The organism is Pseudomonas sp. Tof1 (assembly GCF_055390395.1).
Genome location: NZ_AP024344.1, coordinates 4931290 through 4952646, shown reverse-complemented (window position 1 = coordinate 4952646; position 21357 = coordinate 4931290). Strand labels below are relative to the sequence as shown.

7 protein-coding genes and 2 pseudogenes are annotated in these 21357 nt (G+C 66.9%); 6 read left to right on the top strand and 3 right to left on the bottom strand.

From position 1 onward, the window contains the following. The first annotated feature begins 72 nt into the window (after positions 1-72). Positions 73-13084, top strand: a pseudogene (locus ACZ5KU_RS22080) (non-ribosomal peptide synthetase). A 209-nt stretch (positions 13085-13293) separates the two neighbouring features. On the opposite strand, the gene dsbG reads toward ACZ5KU_RS22080, so the two are convergent. From dsbG to dsbD, 3 genes and pseudogenes are all read right to left on the bottom strand, one after another. Next, entirely contained in the window at positions 13294-14070 is a 777-nt protein-coding gene (dsbG, locus tag ACZ5KU_RS22075) for a thiol:disulfide interchange protein DsbG (protein WP_054060501.1), read from the bottom strand. Continuing rightward, complete coding sequence (locus ACZ5KU_RS22070) at positions 14046-14915, bottom strand: TlpA disulfide reductase family protein (protein WP_273826427.1); 870 nt, start codon at positions 14913-14915, stop codon at positions 14046-14048. The genes dsbG and ACZ5KU_RS22070 overlap by 25 nt, the downstream gene beginning before the upstream one ends. Beyond that, positions 14915-16665: pseudogene (dsbD, locus tag ACZ5KU_RS22065) on the bottom strand (protein-disulfide reductase DsbD). Before dsbD ends, ACZ5KU_RS22070 begins: the two are co-directional and overlap by 1 nt. Before the next feature lie 180 nt (positions 16666-16845). Between dsbD and ACZ5KU_RS22060 the strand changes: the two are divergent. From ACZ5KU_RS22060 to ACZ5KU_RS22040, 5 genes are all read left to right on the top strand, one after another. Further along, the gene (locus ACZ5KU_RS22060; protein ID WP_054060514.1) at positions 16846-17520 is read left to right on the top strand and encodes a response regulator; all 675 of its coding nucleotides are present in this window, start codon (positions 16846-16848) and stop codon (positions 17518-17520) included. After that, positions 17517-18842 carry a sensor histidine kinase gene (locus ACZ5KU_RS22055; protein WP_192842781.1) on the top strand — a complete coding sequence of 442 codons (1326 nt, stop codon included), beginning with the start codon at positions 17517-17519 and terminating at the stop codon, positions 18840-18842. The genes ACZ5KU_RS22060 and ACZ5KU_RS22055 overlap by 4 nt, the downstream gene beginning before the upstream one ends. A gap of 98 nt (positions 18843-18940) precedes the next feature. Next, entirely contained in the window at positions 18941-19417 is a 477-nt protein-coding gene (locus tag ACZ5KU_RS22050; protein ID WP_054062868.1) for a GNAT family N-acetyltransferase, read from the top strand. Positions 19418-19629: 212 nt separating this feature from the next. Next, complete coding sequence (locus tag ACZ5KU_RS22045; RefSeq protein ID WP_464736273.1) at positions 19630-21042, top strand: diaminobutyrate--2-oxoglutarate transaminase; 1413 nt, start codon at positions 19630-19632, stop codon at positions 21040-21042. An 83-nt stretch (positions 21043-21125) separates the two neighbouring features. Next, complete coding sequence (locus tag ACZ5KU_RS22040; RefSeq protein ID WP_017905458.1) at positions 21126-21344, top strand: MbtH family protein; 219 nt, start codon at positions 21126-21128, stop codon at positions 21342-21344. Positions 21345-21357: the final 13 nt, after the last annotated feature.

The following is a 21357-nucleotide window of genomic DNA, read 5'->3' as shown; positions in this document are numbered from 1 at the left end:
GTTTTCAACGCAGCCTGGGTGAGCGCAGATACATTTCGTACAGAGCCTGGCCGACTCCAGGCAGGAATCCCCATGATTGACGCGTTCGAACTCCCCAACACCCTGGCCCAGGCCCTTCAGCGCCGTGCACTGCAGACCCCGGACCGACTGGCGCTGCGGTTTCTCGCCGAAGACAAGGAGCAGGGCGCGGTCCTCAGTTACCGCGACCTCGACCTGCGGGCACGGACCATCGCCGCCGCCCTGCAGGCCAATGCGCAACTGGGGGATCGGGCGGTCCTGTTGTTTCCCAGCGGCCCGGACTATGTCGCGGCGTTCTTCGGTTGCCTGTACGCCGGAGTGATCGCCGTGCCGGCCTATCCGCCGGAGTCGAGCCGTCGTCATCACCAGGAGCGGCTGCTGTCGATCATCGCCGATGCCGAGCCGCGCCTGGTGCTGACCAGCGCCGACCTGCGCGAACCGTTGCTGCAGATGGACGAGCTGTCGGCCGCCGATGCGCCGCGACTGCTGTGCGTCGACACCCTCGACAGCGCGCTGGCCGACAACTGGCGTGACGCCGGCGTGCAGCCGGACGACATCGCTTTCCTGCAGTACACCTCCGGTTCCACCGCGATGCCCAAGGGCGTGCAGGTCAGCCACGGCAACCTGGTCGCCAACGAGGTACTGATCCGCCATGGCTTCGGCATCGACCTCAATCCCGACGACGTGATCGTCAGCTGGCTGCCGCTGTATCACGACATGGGCCTGATTGGCGGGCTGCTGCAGCCGATCTTCAGCGGCGTGCCGTGCGTATTGATGTCGCCGGCCTACTTCCTCGGTCGACCGCTGCGCTGGCTGGAGGCGATCAGTGAATACGGCGGCACCATCAGCGGCGGCCCGGACTTCGCCTACCGCCTGTGCAGCGAGCGGGTCAGCGAAACCGCGCTGGCGCGGCTCGACCTCAGCGGCTGGCGGGTGGCCTATTCCGGGTCCGAGCCGATCCGCCTCGATACCCTGGAGCGTTTCGCCGAGAAGTTCGCCCCCTGTGGTTTCAGCGAGCAGAGCTACTTCGCTTCCTACGGCCTGGCCGAAGCCACCCTGTTCGTCGCCGGTGGCCAGCGTGGCCAGGGCATTCCCGCGCTGCGGGTCGATGAAGCGGCGCTGGCGCAGAACCGTGCGCAGCCGGGCGATGGCAGCCCGATCATGAGTTGCGGCACCAGCCAGCCCGAGCATGCGGTGCGGGTGGTCGAACCGGCCAGCCTGCAGGTGCTCGGCGAAAACGCCGTCGGCGAAGTCTGGGCCGCCGGCCCGAGTATCGCCCACGGCTACTGGCGCAACCCCGAGGCCTCGGCCAAGACCTTCGTCCAGCACGAGGGGCGGACCTGGCTGCGCACCGGTGACCTTGGCTTCATGTGCGAGGGCGAGCTGTTCATCACCGGACGCCTGAAGGACATGCTGATCGTGCGTGGGCACAACCTGTACCCGCAGGACATCGAGCAGACCATCGAACGTGAGGTGGACGTGGTGCGCAAGGGCCGCGTCGCCGCCTTTGCCGTGACCCGCGATGGCCAGGACGGCATCGGCATCGCCGCGGAAATCAGCCGCAGCGTGCAGAAGATCCTGCCCGCCGACGCGTTGATCAAGCTCATCCGTCAGGCGGTGGCCGAGGCCTACCAGGAAGCGCCGAGTGTGGTGGTCCTGCTCAATCCGGGCGCCTTGCCGAAAACCTCCAGTGGCAAGCTGCAGCGTTCGGCCTGCCGCAACCGGCTGGCTGACGGCAGCCTCGACAGCTACGCACTGTTTCCCGACCAGACTGCTGCGTCGGATGAAGTTTCCGAGACCGTGGTCGATGAGCTGCAGGCGCTCATCGGGCGGATCTGGCAGGAACAGCTGCAAGTGGACAAGGTCGCGGCCGACGACCATTTCTTCCTGCTGGGCGGCAACTCGATCCTCGCCACCCAGGTGGTCGCTCGCCTGCGTGAAGCGCTGGGCATCGAGCTGAACCTGCGCCTGCTGTTCGAGGCGCCGACCCTGGGGGCCTTTGCCGCCCAGGTGGCCCGCCAGCAACAGGATGGCGGCGCGGCCCAAGGTACCATCGTGCAACTGTCGCGCAGCCAGGAGCTGCCGCAGTCCCTGGCGCAGAACCGCCTGTGGTTCCTCTGGCAACTGGACCCGCAGAGCAGCGCCTACACCATTCCCGGTGCCCTGCGCCTGCGTGGCGAGCTGGATGAGGCGGCGCTGCGCAACAGCTTCGAACGCCTGATCGAGCGCCATGAATCCCTGCGTACCCGCTTCTACGAGCGCGATGGCCAGGCCATGCAGCGCATCGACGCCAGCGCCGCGTTCGACCTGCAACTGATCGACCTCGGCGACCTGCCGACGGACCAGCGCGAGGCCCGCGCCCGGCAGATCCGCGAGGATGCGGCGCGTACCCAATTCGACCTGGAGAAGGGCCCGCTGCTGTGGGTGACCCTGGTCCGCCTGGACGACCAGGAGCACCAGTTGCTGGTGACGATGCACCACATCATCGCCGACGGCTGGTCGCTGAACATCCTGATTGACGAATTCGCCCGGCTGTACGCGGCCGCTGCCCAGGGCCAGGTGGCCGAATTGGCCCCCTTGCCGCTGCAGTACGCCGACTACGGCAGTTGGCAGCGCCAGTGGCTGGCCCAGGGCGAAAGCCGGCGGCAACTGGCGTACTGGAAAGAGCAACTGGACGGTGAGTTGCCGCGCCTCGACCTGGCTACCGACCACCCGCGTTCGGCACAGAAGCGTCACAGTGCAGCGCGCCTGAACCTGCGCCTGGATGCCGCCCTCAGCGCGGCGGTGCGCCAGACCGCCCAGGCCTGCGAGTCGACGCCGTTCATGCTGCTGCTGTCGGCGTTCCAGAGCCTGCTGTTCCGCTACAGCGGCCAGCGCGACATCCGCATCGGTGTGCCGAGCGCCAACCGTCCGCGCCTGGAAACCCAGGGGCTGATCGGTTTCTTCATCAATACCCTGGTACTGCGCGCCGGGCTGGAGGCGCGGTTGCCGTTCGTCGAACTGCTGGCGCAGACCCGCCAGGCCACCCTCGACGCCCAGGCCAACCAGGACCTGCCGTTCGAGCAACTGCTCGAAGCCTTCCCCGAGGCGCGCGAGCAGGGCCTGTTCCAGGTCATGTTCAACCACCAGCAGCGCGACCTGGGCGCCTTGCGTCGGTTGCCGGGGCTGCTCGCCGACGAGTTGCCGTGGCACAGCCGCGAAGCCAAGTTCGACCTGCAACTGCACAGCGAGGAAGATCGCAGCGGCCGCCTGAGCCTGGCCTTCGACTACGCCGACGAGTTGTTCGACGAGGCGACCATCGCCCGTCTGGCCGAGCATTTTGTCAGCCTGCTGCAACAGGTCACCCGCCAGCCGGAGCAGGCTATCGGTGACCTGCAACTGTTGACCGCCACTGAGCGTGAGCAGCAGGCCGCGTGGGGTGTCGCTCCCTGCACCCCGGCCGGCGAGTGGCTGCCGGAACTGCTCAACCGCCAGGCACAACTGACCCCGCAGCGTACCGCCCTGGTCTGGGACGGAGGCCGCCTAGACTTCGCCGAACTGCATGCCCAGGCCAACCGCCTGGCCCACTACCTTCGCGACAAGGGCGTCGGCCCGGATGTGCGGGTGGCCATCGCCGCCGAGCGTTCGCCGCAACTGCTGATCGGCCTGCTGGCGATCATCAAGGCCGGCGGAGCCTATGTGCCGCTGGACCCGGACTACCCGCGCGAGCGCCTGGCCTACATGCTCGTCGACAGCGGCGCCGAACTGCTGCTGACCCAGAGCCACCTGCTTGACAGCCTGCCGGTGGCGGCGGGTGTCAGCGCGGTGGCGATGGACCTGCTCAAGCTCGACAACTGGCCGAGCCAGGCGCCGGGCCTGCACCTGCACGGCGACAACCTCGCCTACGTGATCTACACCTCCGGTTCCACCGGCCAGCCCAAGGGCGTCGGCAATACCCACGCGGCATTGGCCGAGCGCCTGCAATGGATGCAGGCGACCTACGCCCTGGACGCCGGCGACGTGCTGATGCAGAAGGCGCCGATCAGTTTCGACGTCTCGGTCTGGGAGTGCTTCTGGCCGCTGATCACCGGTTGCCAACTGGTCATCGCCGGCCCGGGTGAACATCGCGATCCCTATCGTATCGCGCAACTGGTGCAGACCTTCGGCGTGACCACGCTGCACTTCGTGCCGCCGCTGCTGCAACTGTTCATCAACGAGCCGCAGGTGGCCCGGTGCGCCAGCCTGCGCCGGCTGTTCTGCGGTGGCGAGGCGCTGCCGGCCGAGCTGCGCAACCGGGTCCTGGAGCAGTTGCCACAGGTTCAACTGCACAACCGCTATGGCCCGACCGAAACCGCGATCAACGTCACTCACTGGCACTGCCAGGCGAGCGATGGCGAGCGTTCGCCGATCGGCCGGCCGCTGGGCAACGTGACCTGCCGGGTGCTCGATGCCGAACTGAATCCGCTGCCCAACGGTGTGCCGGGCGAACTGTGCATCGGCGGGATCGGCCTGGCCCGTGGCTACCTGGGTCGCGCCGGGCTGACCGCCGAGCGTTTCGTCGCCGATCCGCTGGGCGCTGCCGGCGAACGCCTGTACCGCACCGGCGACCGCGCGCGCTGGGCCGCCGATGGCGTGCTGGAATACCTCGGCCGCCTCGACCAGCAGGTCAAGCTGCGCGGTTTCCGTGTCGAGCCCGAGGAAATCGAGGCGCGCCTGCTGGCGCTGGAAGGAGTGACCCAGGCCGTGGTGCTGGTACGCGACACGCTGGCCGGTGCCCAACTGATCGGCTACTACACCAGCCCGGGCAGCAGGGTGGCTGAACAGCAGCAGAGTGCTGCGCTCAAGGCTGCCCTGGCCGCCGAACTGCCGGAGTACATGGTGCCGGCGCAACTGCTGCGCCTGGATGAAATGCCCCTGAGCCCCAGCGGCAAGCTGGACCGCAAGGCCCTGCCGGAACCGCAGTGGCAGGTGCGCGAACACATCGAACCGGTGACTGCGCTGCAGCAGCAGATCGCTGCGATCTGGCGCGAAGTGCTGGGCCAGCCGCAGGTCGGTCTGGGCGACGATTTTTTTGCCCTTGGCGGTCATTCGCTACTGGCCACCCAGATCATTTCCCGTACCCGCCAGGCCTGCGATGTCGAGCTGCCGCTGCGGGTGCTGTTCGAGGCACCGGAGTTGGGCGCGTTCGCCGAGCAGGTGCAACAGCTCCAGGCATCCGGCCGCCGCAACCAGCAGGCGGCCATCGGCCTGGTCGATCGCAGCCAGACGGTGCCGCTGTCCTACTCCCAGCAACGCATGTGGTTCCTCTGGCAGATGGAGCCGGACAGCCCGGCCTACAACGTTGGCGGCATGGCGCGCTTCACCGGCGTGCTCAATGTTGCCTGCTTCGAGGCCGCGTTGCAGGCGCTGATCCAGCGCCATGAAACCCTGCGCACCACCTTCCCGAGCCGCAACGGTGTGGCCCACCAGCAGGTTTCGGCCGAAACCGCGGTACGCCTGGCCTGGAAGGACTTCTCCGCCCTCGACCGTGAAGCGCGTGAGCAACGCCTGCAACAGCTGGCCGACAGCGAGGCGCACCAGCCGTTCAACCTGGAGACCGGGCCGCTGCTGCGGGCCTGCCTGGTCAAGGCCGCAGAGCAGGAGCACTACTTCGTCCTGACCCTGCACCATATCGTCACCGAAGGCTGGGCGATGGACATCTTCGCCCGTGAACTGAGCGCGCTCTACGAGGCCTTCATCGACCAACGCCCGTCGCCGCTGCCACCGTTGCCGGTGCAGTACCTGGACTACAGCGTCTGGCAACGGCAGTGGCTGGAGTCCGGCGAGCGCCAGCGTCAGCTGGACTACTGGACTGCGCAACTGGGCAACGAACACCCGCTGCTCGAACTGCCGAGCGACCGCCCACGGCCGCCAGTGCAAAGCCACCGTGGCGAGCTGTACCGCTTCGACCTCAGCGACGAGCTGGCCGCCCGGGTACGTGCCTTCAACACGCAGCAGGGTCTGACCCTGTTCATGATCATGACCGCTGCGCTGTCGGTGCTGCTCTACCGCTACAGCGGCCAGACTGACCTGCGCATCGGCGCGCCGGTGGCCAACCGCATCCGTCCGGAAAGCGAAGGGCTGATCGGCGCCTTCCTCAACACCCAGGTGCTGCGCTGCCAGCTCGACGGGCAGATGAGCGTCGGCGAGTTGCTCGAACAGGTCCGGCACACCGTGATCGAAGGCCAGTCCCACCAGGACCTGCCGTTCGACCACCTGGTGGAGGCCCTGCAGCCGCCGCGCAGTGCCGCCTACAACCCGCTGTTCCAGGTGATGTGCAACGTCCAGCGCTGGGAGTTCCAGCAGAGCCGGACCCTGGGCGAGATGCGCGTCGAGTACCTGGTCAACGATGCCCGGGCGACCAAGTTCGACCTCAACCTGGAAGTCACCGACCTCGACCATCGCCTGGGCTGCTGCCTGACCTACAGCACCGACCTGTTCGACGAGCCGCGCATTGCCCGCATGGCCGCCCACTGGCGCAACCTGCTGGAGGCGCTGATCGGTGACCCGCAGCAGCGCCTGAGCGAGTTGCCGCTGTTGCAGGCCGACGAGCAGCAGGCGCTGTTCGCCAGCCTGGGGGCGGAAGCCGGCGAGCAGCGGCTCGACCAGTGCATCCATCAGTTGTTCCGGCAACAGGCCGAGGCTCGTCCCGACGCGCCGGCACTGACTTTTGCCGGCCAGACCCTCAGCTATGCCGAGCTCAATGCCCAGGCCAACCGCCTGGCCTGGCGCCTGCGTGAGCAAGGCGTAGGCCCACAGGTGCGGGTCGGCCTGGCGCTGGAGCGCTCGCTGGAGATGGTGGTCGGCCTGCTGGCGATCCTCAAGGCCGGTGGCGCCTATGTGCCGCTGGACCCGGAATACCCGCTGGACCGCCTGCACTACATGATCGCGGACAGCGGCGTCGGCCTGCTGTTGAGCCACCGTGCGCTGCTGGAGGCCCTGGGGCCGCTGCCGGCCGGTGTCGCGCAGTGGTGCCTGGAGCAGGATGGCCCGGCGTTGGCCGGCTATCCGGCCGAGGAACCACCGTTCATCAGCCTGCCGCAGCACCAGGCCTACCTGATCTACACCTCCGGCTCCACCGGCAAGCCCAAGGGCGTGGTGGTATCCCATGGCGAAATCGCCATGCACTGCCAGGCGGTGATTCGTCGTTTCGACATGCAACCGGACGACTGCGAACTGCATTTCTATTCGATCAACTTCGACGCCGCCACCGAGCGCCTGCTGGTGCCGCTGCTCAGTGGCGCCCGGGTGGTGCTGCGGGCCCAGGGCCAGTGGGATGCCGAGGAAATCTGCCAACTGATCCGCCAGCAGCAGGTCAACATCCTCGGTTTCACCCCGAGCTACGGCAGCCAACTGGCCCAGTGGCTGGCGACCCAGGGGCAGATCCTGCCGGTACGCATGTGCATCACCGGCGGCGAGGCGCTGACCGGCGAACACCTGCAACGCATTCGCGCGGCGTTCCAGCCGAGCCTGTTTTTCAACGCCTACGGGCCGACCGAGACCGTGGTCATGCCACTGGCCAGTCTGGCACCGCAGCAGTTGGAAGAGGGCGCGGGCAGCGTGCCGATCGGTACGGTGGTCGGTGCGCGGGTGGCGTACATCCTCGACGCCGACCTGGCCCTGGTCCCGCAGGGGCCACCGGTGAACTGTATGTGGGCGGGGCCGGCCTGGCCGTCGGTTATCACCAGCGTCCGGCGATCACCGCCGAGCGTTTCGTCGCCGATCCGTTCGGTGCCGAGGGCGCGCGCCTGTATCGCACCGGTGACCTGGTGCGCCAGCGGGCCGATGGCCTGGTGGAATACATGGGCCGGATCGACCATCAGGTGAAGATCCGTGGTTTCCGTATCGAGCTGGGGGAAATCGAAAACCGCCTGCTGGAGCACGCGGCGATTCGCGAGGCGGTGGTGCTGGCGCTGGACGCGCCGGGCGGCAGGCAACTGGCCGCCTACCTGGTCAGCGACGTTGCGGCGCTGGATGATGCGCAACAGCTGCAACTGCGCGAAGCGCTCAAGGCGCACCTCAAGAGCCAGTTGCCGGACTACATGGTGCCGACGCACCTGATCCTGCTGGAAAGCATGCCGCTGACCGCCAACGGCAAGCTCGACCGTCGGGCACTGCCAGCACCGGACCCCGAGCTGAACCGCCAGCAGTACGTGGCGCCGAGCAACGAGCTGGAGCAACACCTGGCCGGCATCTGGCGCGAGGTGCTGAACGTCGGCCAGGTCGGCCTGAACGACAACTTCTTCGAACTGGGCGGCGACTCGATCCTGTCGATCCAGGTGGTCAGCCGTGCGCGGCAACTGGGCATTCACTTCAGCCCACGCGATCTGTTCCAGCACCAGACCGTGCAAAGCCTGGCGGCGGTGGCGACCTACAGCGAGCGCATCACGGCCGAACAGGGCCTGCTCGGCGGCGAGTCGAGCCTGACGCCGATCCAGCACTGGTTCCTCGACAGCGACATCCCCGAACGCCAGCACTGGAACCAGGCGCTGGTGCTGGAGCCGGTCCGTGCCCTCGAACCCCGTGCCCTGGAGCAGGCCCTGGCGGCCCTGCTGGAGCATCATGACGCGCTGCGCCTGGGCTTCACCGTCGAGGCGGGCCAATGGCGTGCCGAATACCGCGTGCCGGACCAGGCCACTCTGCTGCAACAGGTGCAGGTCACGGCGCTGAGTCAGTGCACGGCACTGTTCACCGAGGCACAACGCAGTCTCGATCTGCAACACGGGCCGCTGCTGCGCGCGTTGCTGGTGGATGGCCCGCAGGGCAAGCAACGTCTGCTCCTGGCGATTCACCACCTGGTGGTCGACGGTGTGTCCTGGCGCGTGCTGCTGGAAGACCTGCAGAACGCCTACCGCCAGGTACTGGCTGGCGAAGCGGTGCAACTGCCGGCGAAAACCAGCTCCCTGCGCGACTGGGCGAACCGCCTGCAGGCTTATGCCGGCAGTGAATCGCTGCGTGAGGAGTTGGCGCTGTGGCAGGCGCAATTGGCCGGTCCGGCCCTCGACCTGCCGTGCGAACGCCCTGAGGGCGGCCGGCAGAATCGACATGCCGAAACCGTCAGCGTGCGTCTCGATGCGACGCGCACCCGGGCCCTGCTGCAACAGGCACCGAGCGCCTACCGTACCCAGGTCAACGACCTGCTGCTGACCGCCCTGGCGCGGGTGATCTGCCGCTGGACCGGCCAGCCGTCGGCCCTGGTACAACTGGAAGGCCACGGCCGCGAGACCCTGTTCGACGAGATCGATCTGACCCGCACCGTCGGCTGGTTCACCAGCGCCTACCCGGTGCGCCTGACGCCGCTGAACATCGAGGAAGCGGCCGGGCAGGGCGACTCGATCAAGGCGATCAAGGAGCAACTGCGCGGCGTGCCGCACAAGGGCCTGGGCTACGGCGTGCTACGCTACCTGGCCGAGCCGTCGCTGCGTGAGGCGATGGCGAGCCTGCCGCTGGCGCCAGTCACTTTCAACTACCTGGGACAGTTCGACCAGAGTTTTGGCGACGAGGCGCTGTTCCGGCCGCTGGAAGAGTCGGCGGGCGAAGCCCATGGCGCCGAGGCACCCCTGCCCAACGAACTGAGCATCGACAGCCAGGTCTACGGCGGTGAGCTGGTGCTGCGCTGGACCTTCAGCCGCGAGCGCTTCGACAATACGACCATCGCCGAACTGGCCGAGGCCTACCTGGGCGAACTGGGCAGCCTGGTCGAACACTGCCTGCGCGACGACGCCGGCGGCCTGACTCCGTCCGACTTCCCGCTGGCCCGCCTGACCCAGGCGCAGTTGGATACGCTGCCGGTGGCCGCCGCGCAGATCGAGGACGTCTACCCGCTGACGCCGATGCAGGAAGGCCTGCTGCTGCACACCCTGCTGGAGCCGGGGACCGGCCTGTACTACATGCAGGACCGCTACCGGATCAACAGCGAACTCGACCCGCAGCGTTTCGCCCAGGCCTGGCAGGCGGTGATCGCCCGCCATGAAGCCTTGCGTGCGTCGTTCTGCTGGAACGTCGGCGAGGACATGCTGCAGGTTATCCACAAGCCCGGCGGCACGCCGTTCGAATACCTGGACTGGAGTGCCGAGGCCGAGGAGCAACAGGAACCTCGTCTGCAACATCTGCTCAAGACCGAACGCGAGGCCGGTTTCGATCTGCTGCGCGAGGCGCCGTTCCACCTGCGCCTGATCAAGGTCGGGGAGGCGCGCTACTGGTTCATGATGAGCAACCACCATATCCTGATCGATGCCTGGTGCCGTTCGCTGCTGATGAACGACTTCTTCGAGATCTATACCGCCCTGGGCGAAGGTCGTGAAGCGCAGTTGGCACCGCCGCCGCGCTACCGCGACTACATCGGCTGGCTGCAGCGCCGCGACCTGGCCGAGGCCCGGCGCTGGTGGAAAGGCAACCTGCAGGGCTTCGAGCGTGCCACCCCGATCCCGAGCGACCGACCGTTCCTGCGTGAACACGCCGGCGACAGCGGCGGCATGGTGGTGGGCGACCGCTACACCCGTCTCGACCCGCGTGACGGCGCACGCCTGCGGGAACTGGCGCAGCAGCACCAGTTGACAGTCAACACCTTCGCCCAGGCGGCCTGGGCCCTGGTCCTGCGCCGGTTCAGCGGCGATCGCGACGTACTGTTCGGCGTCACCGTGGCCGGGCGTCCGGTGGAGATGCCGCAGATGCAGCGCACCGTCGGCCTGTTCATCAACAGCATCGCGCTGCGGGTGAAGTTGCCGGAGGAGGGTGCCGGCTGCAGCGTGCGCGACTGGTTGCACGGACTGCTGGAGCGCAACATGGAGTTGCGCGAGTACGAGTACCTGCCGCTGGTGACCATCCAGGAGCAGAGCGAGCTGCCCAAGGGCCAGCCGCTGTTCGACAGCCTGTTCGTGTTCGAGAACGCGCCGGTGGAAGTCTCGGTGCTGGACCGGGCGCAGAGCCTCAACGCCACCTCGGACTCGGGGCGTACCCACACCAACTTCCCGTTGACCGCGGTCTGCTACCCGGGCGACGACCTGGGGCTGCACCTGTCCTACGACCAGCGTTACTTCGAAGCCGAAAGCGTCGAACGCCTGCTGGGCGAGTTCAAGCGCCTGCTGCTGGCGCTGGTGGAGGGTTTCCATGGCGACATGGACGAGTTGCCGCTGGTGGGGGCCGAGGAGCGCGAGTTCCTGCTCGAGGGTTGCAACCAGAGTGCCCGTGAGTACCCGTTGGAGCACAGCTATGTGGCGTTGTTCGAGGCGCAGGTCGCCGCGCACCCGCAACGCATTGCCGCGACCTGTCTCGACCGGCAGCTCAGCTACGAGCAGTTGAACCAGGCCGCCAACCGCCTGGGCCATGCCCTGGTGGCCGCCGGGGTCGTGGTCGACCAGCCGGTGGCGCTGCTGGCCGAGCGCGGTCTGGATCTGCTGGGAATGATCGTCGGCAGCTTCAAGGCCGGCGCCGGCTACCTGCCGCTGGACCCGGGCCTGCCGAGCCAGCGCCTGAGCCGGATCATCGGGCTGAGCCGCACGCCGTTGCTGGTCTGCACGGCAGCCTGCCGTGCCCAGGCCGAGGCGCTGCTACAGGAACTGAACGGCGAACGGCCACGACTGCTGGTCTGGGAAGACGTGCAGCAGGGTGCGTACCCGCTGGTCAACCCGGGCATCCACAGTGGGCCGGACAACCTCGCCTACGTGATCTACACCTCGGGTTCGACCGGCCTGCCCAAGGGCGTGATGGTCGAGCAGCGTGGCATGCTCAACAACCAGTTGAGCAAGGTGCCGTACCTGCAACTGGCCCCGTCGGACGTGATTGCCCAGACCGCTTCGCAGAGTTTCGACATCTCGGTCTGGCAGTTCCTCGCCGCACCGCTGTTCGGGGCGCGGGTGGACATCGTGCCGAATGCGATTGCCCATGATCCGCAAGGGTTGCTCGAGCATGTCCGGCAGCAACGGATCACCGTGCTGGAAAGCGTGCCGTCACTGATCCAGGGCATGCTGGCCCTGGACCACATCAGCCTCGACGGCCTGCGCTGGATGCTGCCCACCGGCGAAGCGATGCCGCCGGAACTGGCGCACCAGTGGCTGCTGCGTTATCCACAGGTCGGGCTGGTCAATGCCTACGGCCCGGCGGAGTGTTCGGACGACGTGGCGTTCTTCCGCGTCGATCTGGCCTCGACCCGTGGCAGCTACCTGCCGATCGGCACGCCGACCGACAACAACCGCCTGTACCTGCTCGACGGTGCCGATGAACTGGTACCGCTGGGGCGGTGGGTGAGTTGTGTGTGGCCGGCACCGGTGTCGGTCGCGGTTATGTCGGCGATCCGCTGCGCACGGCCCAGGCGTTCATCCCGAACCCGTTCGGTGCGCCGGGCGAGCGGCTGTACCGCACCGGCGACCTGGCACGTCGGCGTAGCGATGGCGTGCTGGAGTACGTCGGCCGGATCGACCATCAGGTGAAGATCCGTGGTTATCGGATCGAGCTGGGGGAAATCGAGGCGCGTCTGCACGAGCAGCCGGAAGTTCGCGAAGCGGCGGTGGGTGTCCAGGAGGGCGTCAACGGCAAGCATCTGGTCGGCTACCTGGTGGCGACCGACTCGGCGCTGGGCCAGGCCGACTGCCTGGACCGGATCCGGCAGCGCCTGCGCGCCGAACTGCCGGAATACATGGTGCCGCTGCACTGGCTATGGTTGGAGCGCCTGCCGCTCAACGCCAACGGCAAGCTCGACCGCAGGTTGTTGCCGGCGCTGGAGATCGGCCAGTTGCAGGGCCTGGACTACCTGGCACCGCGCAACGAGCTGGAGCAGACGCTGGCGGCGATCTGGGCCGAGGTGCTGAAGGTCGAACGGGTCGGTGTGCGGGACAACTTCTTCGAGCTGGGCGGGCATTCGCTGCTGGCCACGCAGATCGCGTCGCGGGTGCAAAAGACCCTGCAGCGCAATGTGCCGTTGCGGGCGATGTTCGAGTGCAGCACGGTGGAGGAGTTGGCCGGCTATATCGACGGTTTGCAGGCCGATGGGATCAGCGAGGAGAAGGTCGATCGGCTGAGCGACCTGATGGCGGAGCTGGAGGGGTTGTAAAACCCTGAGACACTTGCCGATCGCTCCCATGCTCTGCGTGGGAGCGTCAACTGACTGCATTCCCGAACGATCGATACTACTGGTTCGGGCACCCCGCGTGCCTGTAGGAGCGTGGCTTGCCCGCGAAAGGGCCCTCGAGGCCGCCAAGAGCTTCGCGGGCAAGCCCTGCTCCTACAGGTGTGGGGTCGTGGCCGATATCGCCGGCAGGGTTACTTCGGCCCGAGAATCTTCACCAGCTTGTCCGGCGACGGCGCGCCCTGTTGCTGTTGCAGGTCGCCATTGGCGTCGAGGTAGAAGATCGACGGCGTGGCCGACAATTCCAGCTCATCCATCAGCTTCGTGTTGGCATCGAGCTTGGCCTGGATATCCGCCGGAATCTTCGCCAGCGGCTTGAGCGAACTGCCCTTGCCGGCCTTCTCATGGTCGTGCAGGGCCTGTTGCGGGTCCTTGGCGGCGAACAGCGCGGCGGCCTTGGCCGGGCTGTCTTCACGGATGATTCCGACCATGATGTGCCGCAACTGCACCTTGCCGGACTCGACCCAGGGCCGGGCCTGCTCCCAGAACATGTTGCAGTAGGGGCAGTTCGGGTCGCTGAACAGATAGACGATGCGCGGTGCATCCGGCTTGCCGTCCTCGATCCAGTTGCTCTTTTCCATCTGGCCCCAGACCTGCCTGGACATCGGCCCGTACACCAGTTTCTGCAGCGGCGCCTGGCTCAGGTCCTTGCCGTCGGCGTCATACAGGTTGCCGGCGATCACATGCTTGCCATCGGCCGTCAGGTACAGGGCCATGCCACGGTTCTGGTACTGGGCGGCATAGCCGCGCAGGCCGGCGGGTGCATCGAAGCTGCCGACGATTTTGGCGCCCTTGGCTTCAATGCTCCTGATCGGCGCGGGCAGTTCCTCGGCCCGGACGGGCGCCTGCAGCAGCAGGGCGCCGATGGCGCTGCCCAGGGTCAGGTTCAGCAGATGGCGGTGGAAGGGCATAGCGGGTTCCTTGCTGTGGCCGGAACGGCCTTGTTGGGGTGTGGCGGACCGAAGTTCTCCAGGGCGCGTGCCAGGCTGGCCTCGGACAATTCGCCCAGGTGGCTGCCGAGCAGTTGGCCTTCGGCGTTGTACATGAGGGTGGTGGGCAGGGCCATGGAGCCGACGCTTTGTGCCAGTTGGCCGGTGCCATCGAACAGTACGTTGTCGAGGTTCAGGCCCTGGGTCATGAGGAAGGTGGTCACGCTTTGCATGCTCTCGGCCTGGTTGACGAACAGGAAGGTCACGTCCTGGCGCTCGCGCTGGGCCTTTTGCAATACCGGCATTTCCCGGCGGCAGGGTGGGCACCAGGTGGCCCAGAGGTTGATCACCAGCGGCCCGCCCTGGTAGTCGCTCAAACGCACCGTCTGGCCGTCGGCATTGAGCAGGGTAATGGCCGGCAGGCGGGAGCCTTGCTCGTAGAATGTCGTGGAGAAGCTCGCCAGCAGCCAGAACGCCAGGCCGCTGCCCAGACCGAAGCCCAGCGGCTTGCGCAGCGCCGGCCGGCGCCAGGCCCAGGCCACGGCGCCGAGCACGATCGCCAGCAGGCCGGGCCAGGGCAGGAAACCGCCGTCACGGATATCGAGGATCTGCAGCGGATCGTTGCGGAAGTAGCTCCAGTAGGCGATCACGAAACTGCCACGGGCAGCCAGCAGGCCCAGGATGAACAGGCTGAACAGCACCGACTCCGGGTTGTCGCCACCGCGTTTGGCCACCCACCAGCCAACCAGCGTCGCCAGGGCGAGGGCCAGCAGCAACAGCAGATGGTTGATCGACAGGGCGAAGGTTCCGAGGGTCAGGGTCAGCATTAGCGGGCATCCCGTGTGCTATTCCAGTTCTGCAGGAAACCGCCGGCGTCGATTTCGCCGGTGATGCGGCTGGCCCGGCGCTCGCTGCCATCGGGGGCGATCCACAACAGGGTCGGCGGGCCGGGCACTTCGAAGCGGCCCAGCAGTGCCTGGCTGGCGGCGTTGTCGTGGGTCACGTCCAGGCGCACCAGGTGCACATCGCGCAGGGCCGCGATCACCTCGGGCTTGCCGAACACCTGTTTCTCCATGACCTTGCACGACACGCACCAGTCGGCGTAGTAATCCACCAGCGTCCACCGTCCGCCGGCCTTGGCCGCGTTCAGTTCACGCTGCAGCGCGGCCGGCTCGCTGACGGTGACGAAGCTGGCAGGGTTCACCGCGCTCTGGCCGCTACCCCCGGTGTAGACCTGCAGCGGACGCCACAGGTCAGTGCCGCCACCGGCGGCACCGATCACCAGCAGGCTGCCCCACAGGCCCAGCAGCAGGCTGAGGCAGGCAGCCGACAGCGCCAGGCGCCCGGGCTGCCGTGCCAGTACCCAGAGCGAGCGGGCCACCACCAGCGCCAATGCACCCCACAGGCCGAGCCACAGCGATTCGTGCACCACCGGCCGAATCATCACGATCGCGGTGCCGAGGAACAGGAAGCCGAACAGCGCCTTGACCCGGTCCATCCACAGTCCCGGCTTGGGCAGAAAGCGATTGCCCACGGTCACCAGCAGCAACAGTGGCAGGCCCATGCCGATGCCCAGGCTGAACAGCACCAGGCCGCCGAGCAGGACGTTGCCGCTCTGGGCGATGTACAGCAGGGCGCCGGCCAGCGGCGCGGTCATGCACGGACCGACCAGCAGCGCCGACAGCGCGCCGATGATCCCGGCACCGACCAGGCTGCCACCGCGACGACCCTGGCCGGCGCGTTCCAGGCGGTCGCGCACGGCCCCGGGCAACTGCAGTTCGAAGAAACCGAACATCGGCAAGGCCAGCACCACGAACAGGGTGGCAAAGCTGCCCAGCAACCAGGGCTGTTGCAGGAAGGCCTGCAGGTTGCCGCCGAGCAGCGCGGCGAGCACGCCCAGGCCGGCGTAGACCAGCGCCATGCTCAGCACATAGCTGCCGGCGAGGGCGAAACCGCGCCGTGGGCTGGCGCCGCTGCCGACCACGATGCCGGCGAGAATCGGCAACATCGGCAGGGTGCAGGGGGTAAAGGCCAGCAGCAGGCCGAGGCCGAAGAAGGCCAGCAGGCTCCAGCCCAGCGTCTGCTGGCTCAGGCTGCTGGCCAGGGACTGGTCCCGGGCTTGTGCCGGCTGGCTGGACGTTGCCGCTTTCTGTGGTGTTGTCGCCAGGTCGCCGAGATCGACCACCTGGGTCTGGGGCGGGTAACACAGCCCGGCATCGGCGCAACCCTGCCAGCCGACGTTGACCTTGCCACGGGCATCGGCCGGGATCAGCACTTCCAGTTCGGTGCGATACACCGGCTGGTCGCCAAAGAATTCATCGCTGTGCGCCAGGGCCTCGGGCAGCTCGGGGCGGTGCCCCGGGTCCAGGCCGTCGAATTTCAGGCGCTTCTGATACAGGTAGTAACCCTCGCTGATCTGCCAGTACAGGCGGGTCTGACCGGAGGCCAATTTCTCCGAATTGAAGACGAAAACCTGATTGGCCGGGGGAACTCCGGCTTTTTCACCGCGAACGGATCGTTGCCGGCCTGGGCCAGGCTGGCGAAGATCAGGAAAAAAAGGGGCAACACCCAACGCATAAAAAAGTCCTTGGTGCACAAGCTTGTCCGGCCAAGAGTGCTGGCCAGCGATTAACCGATCATTAACCCGCCCCAGCGGTTGCTGTGGCGGGCGCGAACGTTACTATCTTTACGGAGTCACGGCATAATCGCCGCTTAATCCGTCCGGGTTTCAATGGACATATTTGCACAGGTAACCCCATGCACGTACTGGTTTGCGAAGACGATGAGTTGATTGCCAGCGGCATCGTCGCCGGCCTTGCCGCCCAGGGCATGACCGTGGAGCATGTCGCCACGGCGGCCGCGGCGCGGGCGATGCTGCGTGCGGCGCAGTTCGACGTGATGGTGCTCGATCTCGGCCTGCCCGACGAGGACGGCCTGCGGCTGCTGACCCAGTTGCGCAGCAAGGGGCTGGAACTGCCGGTGCTGATCCTCACTGCCCGCGATTCGGTGACCGACCGGGTCGACGGACTGCAGGCCGGTGCCGACGACTACCTGCTCAAGCCGTTCGACCTGCGTGAACTGTTCGCCCGGCTGCAGACCCTGCTGCGCCGGGTCGCCGGGCGCAGCGTCAACCTCATCGAGCACGGCCCGCTCAGCTACGACCCGAGCAGCCGGGTGACCACATTGAATGGCCAGTCGGTGGACCTCTCGCGCCGCGAGCAGGCGCTGTTGCAGGCGCTGTTGCACAACCGTGGCCGCGTGCTGTCCAGCGAGCAGCTCAAGGACAGCGTCTATGGTTTCAGCGACGAGCTGGAAAGCAACGCTCTCAACGTGCATATCCATCATCTGCGCCGCAAGCTGGGCAACGGCATCGTCGAGACCGTACGCGGCCTGGGCTACCGCCTCGGGCCGGCGGGTGACGGAGAAGCATGATGAGCCTGCGGCTGCGCCTGAGCCTGACCATCGGTTCGGCGTTCATCCTGATCTGGGCCCTGGCCGCGACCTGGATGCTCAGCGACCTGCGCCACCAGATGATGTTTTCCCTCGACCAGCGCCTGGTGGCTTCGGCACGGATGGTGGCCGGGCTGATGGAGCAGTTGCCGATGATGTCGGGCAGGGGCGATGTCACGCATTTCAGCTCCGAGCAGCTCAATATCACCGGCGGCATGGCCTGCCAGGTCAGTTCCCTGCGGGGGGAAGTGCTGGCCCGCAGCCATAACAACCCCGAGCAGGCCCTGGAGGCCCACAGTGTCGGCTTCCATGACCAGATGATCGATGGCGCGCCATGGCGTACCTTCACCCTGGTACGGGGCGATATCCACATCACCACCGCCGACCGTCAGGTCGAGCGCGAGGCTCTGAACCTGTCGGTGCTGCTGGCGGCCTCGGTCCCGGTGGGTGTTGCGCTGCTGGTCTGCCTGTTCCTGCTCTGGCTGGGGCTCGGCCAGGGGCTGGCGCCGCTCAAGCGCATGCGCGACGCGCTGAAGCGACGCAGCCCGGATTCCCTCGAGCCGTTGCAGATCCATCCGTTGCCCAGCGAGTTGAAACCCCTGCTGGAAACCCAGAACCAGCTGTTGCAGCGCATCGGCAAGGCCATCGAGCGCGAACGTCGGCTGACCGGCGATGCCGCCCATGAGCTGCGCAGTCCGCTGACGGCGATCAAGACCCACCTGCAGGTGGCGCGCATGACCGAAGGTGCGGCCCGCGACCAATCCCTGGCCCATGCCGAGGCGGGGGCCGACCGCCTGCATCGGACCCTGGAACAGTTGCTGCTGCTGGCCCGGGTCGAAGGCAGCCTGTCGTTCGACGACGGCGTGCAATGCACCGCCGAACAGGTGGCGCGCCTGGCGATCCAGGATTCGGCCAACGGCGACCGGCAGCGTATCGAGTTGCACCTGCAGGAGCCCTGTTCCTCGGCACCGCTGGAAATGCCGTCGACCCTGTCGATTGCCGCCTTGCGCAACCTGCTGGACAACGCCCTGCGCCACACGCCGGGGGATGCGCCGGTGGAGTTGAACGTGGAAACCACCGGCAATCGCGTGCGCTTCCAGGTGCGCGACCATGGTCCGGGTATCGCCGAGGATGACCTGCAGCACCTGACCCAGCGCTTCTGGCGTAACGGCAAGAGCACCGGTTGTGGCCTGGGCCTGGCGATCGTCCAGGCGATCGTCCAGCGCTGCGGTTGCGTGCTGCATTTCGACAGCCGGCCGGACGGCCTGCGGGTCGAACTGACCATGCCCCTGCAGGCCACATAGTGGCCTGAAAAATCCTGTCACCGCGCCCGGCTCGCCCGGGCGTGGCCCGTGGCAGTATCGTCTGACGCCTGTCGCTCAACGGATTGAGGTCATGCGCCATGGACACTGCTATCGACATTCGCCCGGCCGTCGCCGCCGATGCCGGGATCATCAGCCGGATACTCCTGCGCTCGATCCGGATCGGCTGTTCGCTTGACCATCGCAACGAGCCCGCGCGGGTCGAGGCCTGGACCCGCAGCCGCAGTATCGGGCATGTGCGGCCCTGGCTGGCCGATCCACGCCTGTACCTGAACCTGGCCCATCTGCGGGGCAAGCCGGCGGGCGTGGGCATGGCGCGTGACGATGGGCGCATCCTGTTGTGCTACGTGCAGCCGGAATGGTTTCGGCGTGGCGTCGGACGGGCGCTGGTGGCCGGGCTCGAAGCCTGGCTGGCGACGACAGGGCATGGCACGGCATGGCTCAACAGCACCCTGACCGCCGAGGGTTTCTACCGGCAACTGGGGTATCGGCAGACGGAGCGGGCGTTCAGTGCCATGGGGCTGACCGCGATTCCCATGTGCAAGCCGCTGGTTTGAGGGGCCTGTTCGCGGATTTATTCGAGAACAGGCCAGCAGCAACCCGAGGCAGGATATCTCCCCCAGACGCTGCTTCGACCCACTCAAAAATCCCCCGGCAGGTGTAAATCCCTGCCTCGCTGGTGCGTTTCCAGAACATGCAATCCGCGCGCACGTGTCCGCGCGCGGATCAAGGTTTTGGCCACCCCACCCGCGTATTGAGGGATCGAGAGATGTCAGTCGCTACCAGCCTTATCGAAAAGCCGTCGGTCCATGCCGACCAGCCCACGGCGGAAACACTCTACCAGTTCGACGAATCGCCGCTGCTGGCCCGGCAGAGCCGCCAGGAGTCCAATGCGCGCAGCTACCCGCGGCGCATTCCCCTGGCACTCAAGCGGGCCAAGGGCCTGTATGTCGAGGATGTCGAAGGCCGTCGTTTCATCGATTGCCTGGCGGGTGCCGGCACCCTGGCGCTGGGGCACAACCATCCGGTGGTGATCGAGGCGATCCAGCAGGTGCTGGCCGATGAACTGCCCCTGCACACCCTCGACCTCACCACGCCGGTCAAGGACCAGTTCGTCCAGGACCTGTTCGGCCTGCTGCCCGAAGCCCTGGCCAGGGAAGCGAAGATCCAGTTCTGCGGTCCGACCGGTACCGATGCGGTGGAAGCCGCCCTCAAGCTGGTACGTACCGCCACCGGGCGTAGTACCGTGCTGTCGTTCCAGGGCGCCTACCACGGCATGAGCCAGGGCGCGCTGAGCCTGATGGGCAGCCTGGGCCCGAAGAAACCGCTGGGTGCGCTGCTGGGTAACGGTGTGCAGTTCCTGCCTTATCCGTACGACTACCGCTGTCCGTTCGGCCTCGGTGGTGCGGCCGGGGTCAAGGTCAACCTGCATTACCTGGAGAACCTGCTGAACGATCCCGAGGGTGGCGTGCAACTGCCGGCGGCGATCATCGTCGAAGCGGTGCAGGGCGAGGGTGGCATGATCCCGGCGGACCTCGACTGGCTGCGCGGCCTGCGTCGGATCACCGAGAAGGCCGGCGTGGCGCTGATCGTCGACGAGATCCAGAGCGGATTCGGACGTACCGGCAAGATGTTCGCCTTCGAACATGCCGGTATCGTTCCGGACGTGGTAGTGATGTCCAAGGCCATCGGCGGTAGCCTGCCGCTGGCGGTGATGGTCTACCGTGACTGGCTCGACACCTGGGCACCCGGTGCCCATGCCGGGACGTTCCGTGGCAACCAGATGGCCATGGCCGCAGGTTCCGCGGTGATGCGTTATCTCAAGGAGCATGATCTGCCGGCTCACGCGGCGGCCATGGGGGAGCGCCTGGGCGAGCATCTGCGCCTGTTGCAGCGCGATTTCCCGCACCTGGGGGATATTCGTGGACGCGGGCTGATGATGGGGGTCGAACTGGTCGATCCGGATGGCACCCCGGATGCCCAGGGGCACCCACCGGCCTTGCCGCGCCTGGCGCCGTTGCTTCAGCGTGAGTGCCTCAGGCGTGGCCTGATTCTCGAACTGGGCGGGCGGCATGGCGGGGTGGTGCGTTTCCTGCCGCCGCTGGTGATCACTGCCGCGCAGGTCGACGAAGTGGCCCGGATCTTCGGGCAGGCCCTGGAGGCCGCGTTGCTCCAGCTCTAATTTTTTGCCGGGGCCGAACGTCTTCAACTACACGAGTGCCGCGCAACTGGCGCGGCCTCAACCCACTCTCATGGAGAACCGCAATGACTTCAGTATTCGACCGCGATGACATCGTCTTTCAGGTGGTGGTCAACCACGAGGAGCAGTATTCGATCTGGCCGGACTACAAGGCGATCCCCAATGGCTGGCGAGCCGTGGGCAAGAGCGGCTTCAAGAAGGAGTGCCTGGCCTACATCGAGGAAGTCTGGACGGACATGCGGCCCTTGAGCCTGCGCCAGAAGATGGACGCCCAGGTGGCCTGATTGCCACCCTCGA